General features: G+C 73.0%; 12 protein-coding genes and 1 pseudogene. 9 read left to right on the top strand and 4 right to left on the bottom strand.

The window, feature by feature from the left end:
• The first annotated feature begins 27 nt into the window (after positions 1-27).
• The 8 genes and pseudogenes from DEI84_RS05440 to DEI84_RS05475 all read left to right on the top strand — a co-directional run bounded on the left by DEI84_RS05440 (position 28) and on the right by DEI84_RS05475 (position 8,206).
• The gene (locus DEI84_RS05440; RefSeq protein ID WP_110824570.1) at positions 28-300 is read left to right on the top strand and encodes an HPr family phosphocarrier protein; all 273 of its coding nucleotides are present in this window, start codon (positions 28-30) and stop codon (positions 298-300) included.
• Positions 301-445: 145 nt separating this feature from the next.
• On the top strand, positions 446-1,288 hold the full coding sequence (locus DEI84_RS05445) for an exodeoxyribonuclease III (RefSeq protein WP_110889979.1): 843 nt from the start codon (positions 446-448) through the stop codon (positions 1,286-1,288).
• Positions 1,289-1,323: 35 nt separating this feature from the next.
• A complete protein-coding gene (gene trpS, locus DEI84_RS05450) occupies positions 1,324-2,331 on the top strand; it encodes a tryptophan--tRNA ligase (RefSeq protein WP_110889980.1) in 1,008 nt (335 codons plus the stop codon).
• Between the two features lie 6 nt (positions 2,332-2,337).
• Positions 2,338-2,925: a GNAT family N-acetyltransferase gene (locus DEI84_RS05455; RefSeq protein WP_110889981.1), complete on the top strand. Its 588-nt coding sequence runs from the start codon at positions 2,338-2,340 to the stop codon at positions 2,923-2,925.
• 65 nt (positions 2,926-2,990) lie between these two features.
• A complete protein-coding gene (gene ribD, locus DEI84_RS05460) occupies positions 2,991-4,031 on the top strand; it encodes a bifunctional diaminohydroxyphosphoribosylaminopyrimidine deaminase/5-amino-6-(5-phosphoribosylamino)uracil reductase RibD (protein WP_110890178.1) in 1,041 nt (346 codons plus the stop codon).
• Between the two features lie 29 nt (positions 4,032-4,060).
• A pseudogene (gene ribA / locus DEI84_RS05465) lies at positions 4,061-4,684 on the top strand (GTP cyclohydrolase II); the annotation flags it as partial.
• A gap of 195 nt (positions 4,685-4,879) precedes the next feature.
• The gene (locus tag DEI84_RS05470; RefSeq protein ID WP_110889982.1) at positions 4,880-6,277 is read left to right on the top strand and encodes an MFS transporter; all 1,398 of its coding nucleotides are present in this window, start codon (positions 4,880-4,882) and stop codon (positions 6,275-6,277) included.
• Between the two features lie 90 nt (positions 6,278-6,367).
• Complete coding sequence (locus DEI84_RS05475; RefSeq protein ID WP_110889983.1) at positions 6,368-8,206, top strand: ABC transporter ATP-binding protein; 1,839 nt, start codon at positions 6,368-6,370, stop codon at positions 8,204-8,206.
• A 28-nt stretch (positions 8,207-8,234) separates the two neighbouring features.
• Here DEI84_RS05475 and DEI84_RS05480 read toward each other — a convergent pair whose 3' ends face one another.
• The 3 genes from DEI84_RS05480 to dacB form a co-directional block, all read right to left on the bottom strand.
• A complete protein-coding gene (locus DEI84_RS05480) occupies positions 8,235-9,737 on the bottom strand; it encodes an NAD-dependent succinate-semialdehyde dehydrogenase (protein ID WP_110889984.1) in 1,503 nt (500 codons plus the stop codon).
• Positions 9,734-10,354 (bottom strand): isochorismatase family protein, encoded by a 621-nt coding sequence (locus tag DEI84_RS05485; RefSeq protein WP_110824578.1) that lies wholly within the window; start codon positions 10,352-10,354, stop codon positions 9,734-9,736. The genes DEI84_RS05480 and DEI84_RS05485 overlap by 4 nt, the downstream gene beginning before the upstream one ends.
• Before the next feature lie 90 nt (positions 10,355-10,444).
• Entirely contained in the window at positions 10,445-11,563 is a 1,119-nt protein-coding gene (gene dacB, locus DEI84_RS05490) for a D-alanyl-D-alanine carboxypeptidase/D-alanyl-D-alanine-endopeptidase (protein WP_258371702.1), read from the bottom strand.
• Between dacB and DEI84_RS15925 the strand changes: the two genes are divergently transcribed.
• Entirely contained in the window at positions 11,550-11,939 is a 390-nt protein-coding gene (locus DEI84_RS15925; protein WP_258371703.1) for a hypothetical protein, read from the top strand. The two genes, dacB and DEI84_RS15925, sit on opposite strands and share 14 nt — an antisense overlap.
• Before the next feature lie 102 nt (positions 11,940-12,041).
• Here the strand turns inward: DEI84_RS15925 and DEI84_RS05495 are convergent, their stop codons facing one another.
• Entirely contained in the window at positions 12,042-13,052 is a 1,011-nt protein-coding gene (locus DEI84_RS05495) for a Gfo/Idh/MocA family protein (RefSeq protein WP_110824580.1), read from the bottom strand.
• Positions 13,053-13,251 lie beyond the last annotated feature (199 nt).

Raw genomic sequence — 13,251 nt, forward strand, 5'->3', positions numbered from 1 at the left:
GCACCACCCATCGACAGGAGTCCATCGATGTCCGAAGCCACCCGCACCGTCACCGTCGCGAGCGCGTCCGGCCTGCACGCCCGCCCCGCCTCGTTGTTCGTCCAGAACGTCACCGCGTCCGGCCACCAGGTCACGATCGCCAAGGGTGAGAAGTCGGCCAACGCCGGCAGCATCCTCGGCCTGCTCGGCCTCGGTGTGGAGAACGGCGACGAGGTCGTGCTGACCGTGTCCGGCGACGACGCCGAGACCACCGCGGACAGCCTCGTCGACTTCCTGCAGACGGACCACGACGCGGCCTGACGCGCGTCCGGCGTCCGCGCGACCACACGGTCGCCGTGCAGACGGGAGGCCCGTCACCAGCTGGTGACGGGCCTCCCGTCCGTCGTCCGGTCGCCCCTCCCGCGGTCACGTCCGGGGCGTCGGGGCGCGCCGGTAGGGTTGGTGCATGACACGCCTGCGCCTCGCGACCGTCAACGTCAACGGCATCCGTGCCGCGTTCCGGAAGGGCATGGGCGACTGGCTCGCCGAGCGCGACGTCGACGTGCTCGCCCTGCAGGAGGTGCGCGCCTCGACCGAGGACCTGACCGGCCTGCTCGGCGACGAGTGGGACGTCGTGCACGACCCCGCCACCGCCAAGGGCCGCGCCGGCGTCGCCATCGCCTCGCGGCACCGGGCCCACCTGCACCGGGTCGAGCTCGGGGCGGAGGACTTCGACTCCGCCGGCCGCTGGCTCGAGGCCGACTACGAGATCGGTGGCCGCACCGTCACCGTCGTGTCGACCTACGTGCACTCGGGCGAGGTCGACACCCCGAAGCAGGTCGAGAAGTGGAAGTTCCTCGACGCCATGACCGAGCGCCTGCCCGCGCTCCGCGCGCACAACCCGCTCGCCGTGGTGGTCGGTGACCTGAACGTCGGCCACGACCAGCGGGACATCAAGAACTGGAAGGGCAACGTCAAGCGCGCCGGCTTCCTGCCGCGCGAGCGCGCCTACTTCAGCCGGTTCTTCGGAGCCGAGGGCGAGCAGGTCGAGGGGGCGGACGGCTCCACCGGTCCGGGTCTCGGCTGGGTCGACGTCGGTCGCGCCCAGGCCGGCGACGTCGACGGCCCGTACACGTGGTGGTCCTGGCGCGGTCAGGCGTTCGACAACGACTCCGGGTGGCGCATCGACTACCAGGTCGCGACGCCCGAGCTCGCCGCGACCGTGACCTCGTACGCCGTGGACCGCGCCGCCGCGTACGACCAGCGATGGTCCGACCACGCCCCCGTGGTCGTCGACTACGACCTCTGATCCCCCGCTCGCTCCCCAGCACCAGGACTCTCCGCATGACCAGCACGCGCATCTTCTCCGGCATCCAGCCCTCGGCCGGTTCGCTCCACCTCGGCAACTACATCGGCGCCCTCATGCAGTGGCGCGACCTGCAGGACGACCACGACGCCATCTACTGCGTGGTCGACATGCACGCGATCACCTCCCCGCAGGACCCCGCGGGACTGCGGGCGAGCACCCGGGCGACCGCGGCGCAGTACATCGCCTCGGGCATCGACCCGTCGAAGTCGACGCTGTTCGTGCAGTCGCACGTCCCCGCGCACGCCGAGCTCGCCTGGGTGCTGAACACCCTGACGGGCTTCGGCGAGGCGAGCCGGATGACCCAGTTCAAGGACAAGTCGGCGCGCCAGGGTGCGGAAGCCGCCTCGGTCGGCCTGTTCACGTACCCGATCCTGATGGCGTCGGACATCCTGCTCTACGACACGGCGGTCGTCCCGGTCGGCGACGACCAGCGCCAGCACGTCGAACTGACGCGCGACCTGGCCCAGCGCTTCAACTCGCGCTTCGGCGACACGTTCGTCGTCCCGGAGGCCCGGATCGGTTCCGAGACCGCTCGCATCTACGACCTGCAGGACCCGACCAGCAAGATGAGCAAGTCGGCCGCGTCCGACAACGGCCTCGTCCGCCTGCTCGACGACCCGAAGCGGACCGCCAAGAAGATCCGGTCGGCCGTGACGGACACCGAGCGCGAGATCCGTGCCGACCGGCAGGCGAAGCCGGGCGTGACGAACCTGCTCGCGATCCTCTCCGCCTTCACCGGCACCGCGGTCACCGACCTCGAGACGTCGTTCACCGGCAAGGGCTACGGCGACCTCAAGGGTGCGGTGGCGGACGCCGTCGTCGCCGAACTCGAACCGGTGCGCGCCCGCACCCTCGAACTCCTCGACGACCCGGCCGAGCTGGACCGCCTGCTGGCCGTCGGTGCCGAGCGCGCCGAGGCGATCGCGGACGCCACGCTCGCCCGCGTCTACGACGCCATCGGCTTCGTGCCGCGCGCCCGCTGAGCGCCCGTGCTCCCCGTCACGCTCGAGTCGGCGCGGGTCCGGCTCGACGTCCCCACCCGCACCGACGCGGCCGCGATCACGCAGGCATGCCAGGACCCGGAGATCGCGCGCTGGACGACGATCCCGCAGCCCTACCGACAGCAGGACGCCACGACGTTCGTCGACGCGCTGGTCGGGCCGGGGTGGGCCTCCGACCGTGAGTACACCTGGGCGATCCGTCGACCCGGTTCGACCTGGCTCGACGGGGTGATCAGCTACCGGACCGCCCGGCGGGACCTCGGGTTCTGGCTCGACCCGTCCGCCCGGGGCCTCGGGCTCGTGCACGACGCCGTCGAGCTCGTCGTCGGGTTCGCGTTCGACCGGGGCGCGCCCGACGTGTACTGGGAGTGCTACGTCGGCAACACCGCCTCGGCCGCGGTCGCCCGGCGCGCCGGTTTCGCGTACACCGGCACCGGCGACGCCCTCGTCCCGAACCGGGACGGGTCCCCCGCCGCCGCGTGGAAGGGGCTCCGTCGGGCGGACGGCACCCCGGCGTCGGACCTGCCCTGGCCGCCCGACTCGATGACGGGCCCCGCCGGTAGTCTCGCTCCGTGAGCGACTCCGCACCCGACACGACCCCGGTCCGCGACGTCGGGGTCCGCGACGTCGAGGTCCGCGCCATGCGCCGGGCGCTCGAGCTCGCCGCCCGCGGCCCCGCCGTCGGCGACCACGCCCGGGTCGGCGCCGTCCTCCTCTCCCCCGCGGGTGACGTGCTGGCAGAGGGCTGGCACAAGGGCGCCGGTACCGCGCACGCCGAGGTCGACGCGATGCGGAAGGTCGATCCGGCCCTGCTCCGCGGTGCGACCGCCGTCGTGACCATGGAGCCGTGCGACCACACCGGCCGGACCGGGCCCTGCTCGGTCGCGCTCATCGACGCCGGCGTCGGCCGGGTCGTGTACGCCGTCGACGACCCGGGGGCGGCGGCAAACGGCGGGGCGGACCGGCTCCGTGCCGCCGGCGTCGACGTCGTGTCGGGGGTCCTCGCCGACGACGCCGAGGCGTTCCTCGAGCGGTGGCTGCTCTCGGTCCGGCTCGGGCGACCCTGGGTGACGGTGAAGTGGGCCTCCAGCCTCGACGGCCGCGCTGCGGCGGCGGACGGGTCGAGCCGGTGGATCACCGGTGCCGCCGCCCGGCAGCACGTGCACGAGCAGCGTGCCGCGCACGACGCCGTTCTCGTCGGCACCGGGACCGCGCTGGCGGACGACCCGAGCCTGACCGCCCGTGGCGACGCCGGGGAGTTCCTCGCCGACCAGCCCCTGCCCGTCGTCCTCGGCGACCGGCCGCTGCCTGCCGACGCGGCCCTGCACCGGCACCCCCGTGGTCTCGTCACGATCCCCGGCCACGACCTGGACGGCGCACTCCGGTCCCTCCGCGAGCAGGGGGTGCACAGCGTGCTCGTCGAGGGCGGGCCGACCGTCGCGTCGGCGTTCATCGCGGCCGGGCTCGCCGACGAGCTGCTCGTCTACCTCGCCCCCGTGCTGCTCGGCGGCCCCCGGGTGGCACTCGACGACATCGGGGTGGGAAGCATCCAGGGAGCGCGGATGTTGCGTGTACTGTCGACGTCCAGCCTCGGCCCCGATCTGCTGGTCCGCGCCCGTCCGGTCCCCCAGCGGTCCGGTCACGCGGTCGACGGGGCCCCCACCGACCGGAGCACCCCATGACCGACGCACTGACCTCCGCCACCCCCGGGAGCCCGGTCCAGTTCGAGGTCGCCACGAAGGTCCCGACCACGCACGGCACGTTCGAGATGCGTGCCTACCGGGACCTCGTGACGAGCGCGGAGCACGTCGCCGTCATCGCGACCGCTCCGGACGGGTCGGCACCGACCGACGGGGCGCTCGTGCGGGTGCACTCCGAGTGCCTGACCGGTGAGGCGTTCGGGTCGCTGAAGTGCGAGTGCGGTCCGCAGCTCGACGCGGCCCTCGACACGATCGCGGCCGAGGGCGGGGTCGTCGTGTACCTGCGCGGGCACGAGGGGCGCGGCATCGGGCTCATCAACAAGCTCAAGGCGTACCGCCTGCAGGAGGACGGGCTCGACACCCTCGACGCCAACCTCGCGCTCGGGCTCCCCGCCGACTCCCGCGAGTACGGCGGCGCGGCCGGCATCCTCGCCGACCTCGGCATCACACGCGTGCGACTGCTGACGAACAACCCCGAGAAGCGTCGGCAGCTCGTCGAGCACGGCATCGCGGTGGACGCCCTGGTCCCCCTCGTGGTCGGTGTCTCCGCGCAGAACGCCGGGTACCTCGACACGAAGCGCGACCGGATGGGCCACACGCTCCCCGACCACCTCGCGACCGGCGCGGCCAACTGACGGCTCCTTCCGGGCGGATTCGCAGGTGGGCGACATCCGTCGTACACTGAGGACCCCGTCACGAGCGGGACCACCACCCCGAACGCACCCGACCCGGTGTCCGCGCCACCCCGCGCGAACCGGTCGGCGTCCGCAGTCCGGCCCCACGCTGCGCTCCCCCGCGAGCGCGCGCACCGCGAAAGTGCCCTCACGCCCATGACCGCCGCACCGGCCACCCCGACGCCCGCCCCGAAGACGAACCCGCGCTCGCGCGTCGTCATCGCGAGCCTCGTCGGCACCTCCATCGAGTTCTACGACTTCTACGTCTACGCGACGGCCGCGGTCCTCGTGTTCCCGACGCTCTTCTTCCCGAACGAGGACCCGACCGCGTCGCAGCTGTCCTCCTTCGTCACCTTCGCGCTGGCGTTCTTCGCCCGCCCGGTCGGCTCCGTCCTCTTCGGCCACTTCGGGGACCGCATCGGCCGGAAGACCACCCTCGTCGCCTCGCTGCTCGTGATGGGGACGGCGACGTTCCTCATCGGCTGCCTGCCGACCTTCGACACGATCGGCATCTGGGCGCCCGTGCTCCTCGCCGTGATGCGCTTCGCGCAGGGCGTCGGCCTCGGCGGCGAGTGGTCCGGCGCCGCGCTCCTCGCGACCGAGAACGCGCCGCAGGGCAAGCGCGGGGTGTTCGGCTCGATGCCGCAGCTCGGCGCCCCGATCGGGTTCCTCCTGGCGAACGGTCTGTTCATCGCGATCAACGCCGCCATGCCGGCCGGTGCGGACGGCACCCCGAACGCCGACTTCCAGGCCTGGGGATGGCGCATCCCGTTCCTGCTGTCCGCCGTGCTCGTGCTCATCGGCCTCTACGTGCGGTTCCGGCTCGTCGAGTCGCCCGCCTTCCGCGGCGTGCAGGAGACCGGCTCGGTCGCGAAGGTCCCGCTCGCCCGGGTGTTCCGCACCTCGTGGAAGGCCGTCGTCGTCGGCACCTTCGGCATGGTCGCCACGTACGTGCTCTTCTACTTCATGACGACCTTCACGCTGGCGTACGGCACCACCGCGACCTCGATGGTCCCGAAGGTGGGCCTCGGGTACACGCGCGGTGAGTTCCTCACCCTCCTCATGATCGGCGTCGTGTTCTTCGGGATCTTCACGCCGGTCGCCGGGATCCTCGCGGACAAGTTCGGACGTCGTCGCACGCTCATCCCGACCACGATCGGCATCGCGCTCTTCGGGCTGACCTTCCAGCTGTGGTTCGCCGCGTCGCAGGGCCCGATCACGGTCGTCACGTTCCTCATCGTCGGGCTGTCGCTGATGGGACTGACCTTCGGGCCGATGGGCGCCCTGCTGCCGGAGCTGTTCCCGACGAACGTCCGCTACACCGGCTCCGCGCTCGCCTACAACCTCGCGTCGATCCTCGGGGCGTCCCTGGCCCCGACGATCGCCGTCGCGCTGTGGAAGCCGGACGGGGACATCTTCCTGGTCGGCCTGTACCTGACGATCGCGGCGGTCGTCACCCTGGTCGCGCTCCTGCTCGTCCGCGAGACGCGCGGTACCGACCTCGACGAGGCCGAGGCGCGGCAGGCCGTCGCGGCCGGACGCGAGGCGCGCTGACCGCGGCCTGATCGGACGGGAGGCTGCCCACCGGACCGGGGACAGCCTCCCGTCCGTCTGTCGGTGCAGCGGTGAGAGAATCGACGCACGATGAGCAACCCGTTCGCACGCCCGAAGCCGACCGACGGGCCCCGTGCCACCTTCGGCCGCCTGCTGTCCTACCTGTTCGAGAACAAGCCGGCGATGGTCGTCATCATCGTGCTGAGCATCCTCGGTGCCGCGGCGTCCCTCGCCCAGCCGCTGCTCGTCAACCAGGTCGTCACGGCGGTCCAGCAGGGCACCGGCATGTCGACGCTCGTGTGGGCGCTCGTCGTCCTCGTGCTCGTCGCCGGCGTCCTGAACGGTGTGCAGCACTTCCTGCTCCAGCGCGCCGGAGAGGGCGTCGTGCTGTCGACACGGCGGAAGCTCATCGCCCGCATCCTCAACCTGCCGATCTCGGAGTTCGACGTCCGCCGCACCGGCGACCTGGTGTCCCGCGTCGGCAGCGACACCACGCTCCTCCGCGCCGTCCTGACCCAGGGCCTCATCGAGTCGATCGGCGGTGCCCTCACCTTCATCGGCGCGGTCGTCGCGATGGCCGTCATCGACCCGCTGCTGCTCGTCGTGGTCGTCGTGATCGTCATCGTCGCGGTCGTCGTCGTCGGCGGCCTCAGCCGACGCATCCGGGTCGCCTCGAAGGCCGCGCAGGAGAAGGTCGGCGACCTCACGGCGGCGGTCGAGCGGGGCATCGGCGCCGTCCGGACCATCCGCGCCGCCGGGGCCACCGCCCGCGAGGTCAGCGAGGTCGACGCACACGCGACCGAGGCCTACCGCCGTGGGCTCGTCATCGCGCGCATGTCCGCCTTCGTCGTCCCGGTCGCGAGCATCGTCATGCAGGTCGCGTTCATCGCGGTGCTCGGCATCGGCGGCGCGCAGGTGGCGGCGGGGACGATCACGATCGCCACCCTCATCACGTTCATCCTGCTGCTCTTCATGATGATCATGCCGCTCGGGCAGGCGCTCGGCGCGGTCGTCGCCGTGGCGCAGGCCCTCGGCGCGCTCGGACGCATCGAGGAGATCCTCCACCTGCCGACCGAGGACCAGGACGACGCTGCCGTCCACCCCGCCGCCGCGGTCGCGACCGACGACGCCATCACCTTCGAGCACGTCACGTTCCGCTACGCCGCGACACCGGACGCCGTGGGGGCGGACGGCGCGGTCGGGTCGGGGGACGTCAGTGCCCCCGCTCCCACCGCCGGCGCCGGCGAACAGGCCGTCCTGCACGACGTGTCGTTCAGCGTGCCTCGTGGCACCCGGGTCGCCCTCGTCGGACCGTCGGGCGCCGGGAAGTCCACGACCCTGGCCCTCATCGAGCGCTTCTACGACCCCACCGAGGGCGTCATCCGCCTGGGCGGGCTCGACGTCCGCGGCCTCGACCGGGCCGAGCTCCGTGCCCAGATCGGCTACGTCGAACAGGACGCCCCGGTGCTCGCCGGCACCATCCGCGCGAACCTGCTGCTCGGCTCGCCGGACGCCCCGGAGTCCGAGTGCGTCCGGGTGCTCGAGGCGGTCAACCTCGGCGACGTGCTCCACCGCGACCCGCGCGGACTCGACGCGCAGGTCGGCGAGGACGGTGTGATGCTCTCCGGCGGTGAACGCCAGCGGCTCGCGATCGCCCGGGCGCTCCTCGCCGCTCCCCCGATCCTGCTGCTCGACGAGTCGACGTCCTCGCTCGACGGGGTGAACGAGCAGAAGATGCGGCTGGCGATCGACGCGGTGGCCGAGGACCGGACGCTGCTCGTCATCGCGCACCGGTTGTCGACCGTCGTGGACTCCGACGTCATCGTCGTGCTCGAGCACGGCCGCGTCGTCGGCATCGGCACGCACTCCGAGCTGGTGCAGAGCACCCCGCTCTACCGCGACCTGGCGAAGCACCAGCTGCTGGTCTGAGCGCCCTGCCCCGCCCCGCCCCGCAGGGTCAGGCGGCGAAGGGGTCCGGGGTGAGCACGTACACGGTCTCCAGGTACTCCTCGAGGCCCTCGTGCGAGCCCTCGCGGCCCAGGCCGGACGCCTTGACGCCGCCGAACGGGAACGCGGCGTTCGACACCACGCCGGTGTTCCAGCCGAGCATGCCCGTCTCCAACCGCTCGGCCAGGCGCTGCCCGCGCCGCATGTCCTCGGTGAAGGCGTAGGCGACGAGCCCGTACTCGGTGTCGTTCGCGAGCCGGATGCCCTCCTCCTCGGTGGCGAACCGCGTGATCGAGACGACGGGCCCGAAGATCTCGGTCGTCAGGATGTCCGACCCCGGCTGGACGTCGTCGAGGAGCGTCGGCGCGTAGTACGTGCCCACACGATCGACCCGCCGACCACCCGTCACCAGCGTGGCGCCACGCTCGACGGCGTCGTCGACGAGCCCGGCCGCCTTGTCGACGGCCCGGCCGTCGATGAGCGGGCCGATGTCGGTGCCGTCCTCGGTACCGCGCCCGATGCGGAGTGCCTCGATCCGTTCGGTCAGGGCCGCCGTGAACGCGTCCGCGATGCCCTCCTGCACGAAGAACCGGTTCGCGGCGGTGCAGGCCTCCCCGACGTTCCGGAACTTGGCCTGCATGGCGGCGTCCACCGCACGGTCCAGGTCGGCGTCGTCGAACACGAGCAGCGGGGCGTTGCCGCCGAGCTCCATGCTCGTCTTCAGCACGGTGTCGGCCGCCTGCTTGAGGAGCGCGGACCCGACCGGCGTCGAGCCGGTGAAGGTGAGCTTCCGGAGTCGACGGTCCGCGATGACCGGTGCGGACAGTGCCTTCGCGTCCGAGGACGGCACGACGTTGAGCACGCCGTCCGGCAGTCCGGCCCGGCGGAACAGCTCGACGAGGTACAGGGTCGTCAGCGGAGTGAGGTCGGCGGGCTTCAGCACGACCGTGCAGCCGGCGGCGAGGGCCGGTGCGATCTTCCGGGTCGCCATCGCGAGCGGGAAGTTCCACGGGGTGATCGCGTAGACCGGACCGACCGGGCGCTTCAGCACGATGCCACGACCGGTGCCCTCCGGGTTCGTCCGGTAGTCGCCGCCGATGCGGACGGCCTCCTCGGAGAACCAGCGGAGGAACTCGGCGCCGTAGACGACCTCGCCGTGCGACTCGGCGAGGGGCTTGCCCATCTCGAGCGTCATCACCGCGGCGATGTCGTCGGCGTGCTCGTGCACGAGGTCGAAGGCGCGGCGGAGCAGGTCCGAGCGGCGGCGCGGGGCGGTGGCGGCCCACTCCTCCTGTGCGGCGACCGCGGCGTCGAGCGCGGCGATGCCGTCCTCCGGTGTGGCGTCGGCCACGCTCGCGAGGACGGTGCCAGTCGACGGGTCGCGGACGTCGAACGTCGCGCCGCCCGAGGCCGGTCGCCAGGAGCCCCCGATGAACAGGCCGGTGGGGACGCCGGGGACGCTGACGTGCTCGTCGGCGACGGTCGTGTCGGTCGTGTCGGTCGTGTCGGTCACAGGACCGCTCCTCCGGGGCGCTGCCGCCCCTCGTCCATGTCACTGCGTCCGGTGTGGCCGCCCTCGTCCCGGACCTCCTCGAGCGCCGCCTCGCTGGCCGCGCGGTCGACGCCGACGACGAGGTCCTCGTACACGAACACGTCCAGGCCCGCGTGCACGCCGTCGAGCGCCGATGCCCGCACGCAGTGGTCGGTGGCGATGCCGACGACGTCGACGGCGTGGACCTCGCGGTCGAAGAAGACGTCCACCAGGTCCGCGCCGGTGTCGGTCGTCCCCTCGAACGCCGAGTAGGCCGGCTCGCCCTGCCCCTTCCGCACGTGCACGTCCACGGCGGACAGGTCGAGCGCCGGGTGGTACTCGGCGCCCGGGCTGTCGGCCACGCAGTGCACCGGCCAGGTCGTCCGGAAGTCGGGGCCGTCCGGGCCGGCGAAGTGCCCGCCGTTGTCCCCGGTGGCGTCGTGCCAGTCGCGGGAGGCGACGACGAGGTCGTACTCGTCGGCGTGCCGTCGGAGGAAGGCGGTGATCCGTCCGGCCACCGCCGCTCCTCCGTCGACCGCGAGCGCGCCGCCCTCGGTGAAGTCGTTCTGGACGTCGATGATGAGCAGTGCCCGAGCCATGACCCCATCCAACACCTGGCACCAGAGCACCCGTTGACGGGGCACCCGTCCGGCCAGGTACGCCGGGGTCAGGACGCAGCGAGCGCCGGGTCAGGAGGCGGCGAGGGACCCGCCGCAGCGGTAGGCGGCGGCCGTCACGGCGTCGAGCGCCGGCAACGCGGCGGCCCGCGACGACCCGATGGCGTAGAACGCGAACGTCAGCTTCGTGCCGTCCGCGGCGTCGATGAAGCCGCCCAGGGTGTTCGCACTGTCGATCCACCCGGTCTTGGCGTGGACCTTGCCCCGGGCGTCGGCGTTCGCCCCCGTGAAGCGGCTCGACAGCGTGCCGGAGACGCCGGACACCGGCAGGACCGATGCGAGCGTCCCGAGCCCTCGCTCACCCCGGGTCACCGGGACCATGAGGTGGGCGACGAAGGACGGCGACACGGCGTTGGCCGCACTCTCCCCGGACCCGTCGATGATCGTGATCCCGGCCGGGTCGACCCCGTAGCCGCGCAGGGCGGAGGCGTACACACCGGTGAGCGACGCCGCGGTCCCGCCCGCACCGGCCTCCTTCGAGGACACCCGCGCGAGCATCTCGGCCAGCGTGTTGTCCGAGTTCGGGATCATCTGCCCGATGAGCGTCGAGACCGGCTGCGACTGCACCTGCGCGATCGTGGCCTGCGAGGTCGTCGCGCGCTTCGTGACCGGTGCCGTCGCGGCCCCGACGACCCCTGCGTTGACCAGGGCCGTCCGGAACGCGTCACCGGCCCGGCCGATCGGGTCCTCGGAGCGCGGTGAGGTGGCGGCGGCCGGGTTCGCACGGTCACCGTCGACCATGAGCGCGGTCACCTCGGGCTGGTAGCCGATCGTGCGCTCGCTCACCGGCCAGGTGGGGTGCCAGGCGTCGGCCTCGCTCCACCACGTGCCGTCCGCGACGATCGACCGGACGGGCGCGTCGCCGAGGCGGGCCTTCACCTGCTGCGCGAGCTGCTGCAGCGTGGGTGCACCGGGGTAGACGGTGCCGTTGCCCGCCGACAGGGTCGCGTCACCGTGCCCGACGAGGGCGATCGTGCCGTCGCCCTCGTCGGTGACGGTCGTCGGGATGGTGTGGTCGCCGCCGAGCACGGCGAGCGCGGTCGCGCTCGTGAGGGTCTTCATCACGCTGCCGGTCTGGGCCGGGGTGCCGCCGTCGCGGGAGAACAGTTCCTCACCGGTGGTCGCGTTCATCACGTACCCCTCGAACCGACCGAGGCCGCTCGCGGAGGCGGCACCGGCGATCGAGCAGGTCCGCGCGGCGGCACGGGCGCTCGGCGTCGGGGTCGGGGTCGGCTTCGCGGTGGGCGTGACGGTCGCGGTCGGCTCCGGGGACGTCGAGGGGCTCACGGTCGGCGTCGCGCTGGCGGTCGGCGTCCGGGCGGCGCTGGCGGACACCGCGGCTCGCGGCTGCTCCCCGCTCGCAGCACCCACGGCGACCGCGCCGCCGCCCGACGACGAGGACCGCGACGAGCCCGCCGATCGCCCACGGGACCGGTCGGCGGTTCGCGGAGGCACGGAGCGCGGCGACGGAACGGGAGACGGGACCGCCGGCGGACGGCTCGGGTGACTGCTCGGACATCGGGACGATCCTACGAGACGCGCGGTCGGGCCTCCAGGGCGGGACCGGCCGTCTGGTGGGGGACCGGCCGTCCGGTGCGGGAACGGCCGGTCAGTCGGCGTCGTCGGCCGCGTAGCGGACGCCCACCTGGCGACGTGCCTCGTCCATGACCGCCATCACCGCGACGGTGTGGTCGATGCCGGCCGGACCGTCCTCCGCGGTCTCGACCGGTCCGCCCCCGGCGGGCGCCGCCGTGACCGCGGCCTCGAGCGCACGGGCCTCGTGCGCGTAGCCGGCGAGCTCCTCGCGCCCGTCGAACTCCTCGATCACTGCCCCGTCCGCGTCCCGGATGCGCCAGGTGGTCGGCGTGTACCAGGTCGGGTCGATGTCGATCCGCCCAGCCGTCCCGATGATCGACGCGCTGTTCGGGCTCCGCACGTCGAGCGCGAAGTGCACGGTCGACTGCGCACCGCCCTCGTGCGTCATCACGATCCCCATCTGGGTGTCGACGCCCTGGTCACTGAGCGTGCCGGCCGCCACGAGACCGGTCGGGACGCCGAGGACGTCGACCGCGAACGAGACGGGGTACACCCCGAGGTCGAGGAGGGCGCCGCCACCGAGCGCCGGGTCGTTGAGCCGGTGCCGCGGGTCGGTCGGGAGGGCCTGGTGGTGGGTCGCCTCGACCAACCGCGGCGTCCCGATCCGCCCCTCGGCGAGGACCCGGCGGATCATCGCGGTCTGCGGCAGGAACCGGGTCCACATCGCCTCGACGACGAGGACTCCGCGCTCGCGTGCGGCGTCGCGGACCCGCCGCGCCTGGGCCGCGGTGATCGTGAAGGCCTTCTCCACGAGGACGTGCTTGCCGGCCGCGATCGCGAGGAGGGCGTCCTCGGCGTGCCGGGAGTGCGGCGTCGCCACGTAGACGGCGTCCACCTGGTCGTCGGCGACGAGGGACGCGTAGTCGCCGTGAGCACGCGGGATGCCGTGCTCCTCCGCGAAGGCACGGGCGCCCTCCTCGGTACGGGACCCGACCGCGACGAACTCCACCCCCGCGGCGGTGCAGTCCACCACGAAGGACCGGGCGATGCCACCGGTCCCGAGCACTCCCCATCGAACGGTCATGCGGCCTGTCTACCAGGCGCACCGTGACCGGACCGGTGTCGCCTGCACCGAGCACCCGTCGGTCCGTGCCCGGTCAGGACGCGCGGCGTACCGTGCTGTCCACCAGGAGACGGACGGGAGGCCCGCACCGGGCGGGTGACGGGCCTCCAGTCCGACAGGTGGTTGGTCCGCGCGCCGAGCGCACGGACCGGACGCGAGG

The organism is Curtobacterium sp. MCBD17_023 (assembly GCF_003224415.1).
Lineage (GTDB): Bacteria > Actinomycetota > Actinomycetes > Actinomycetales > Microbacteriaceae > Curtobacterium.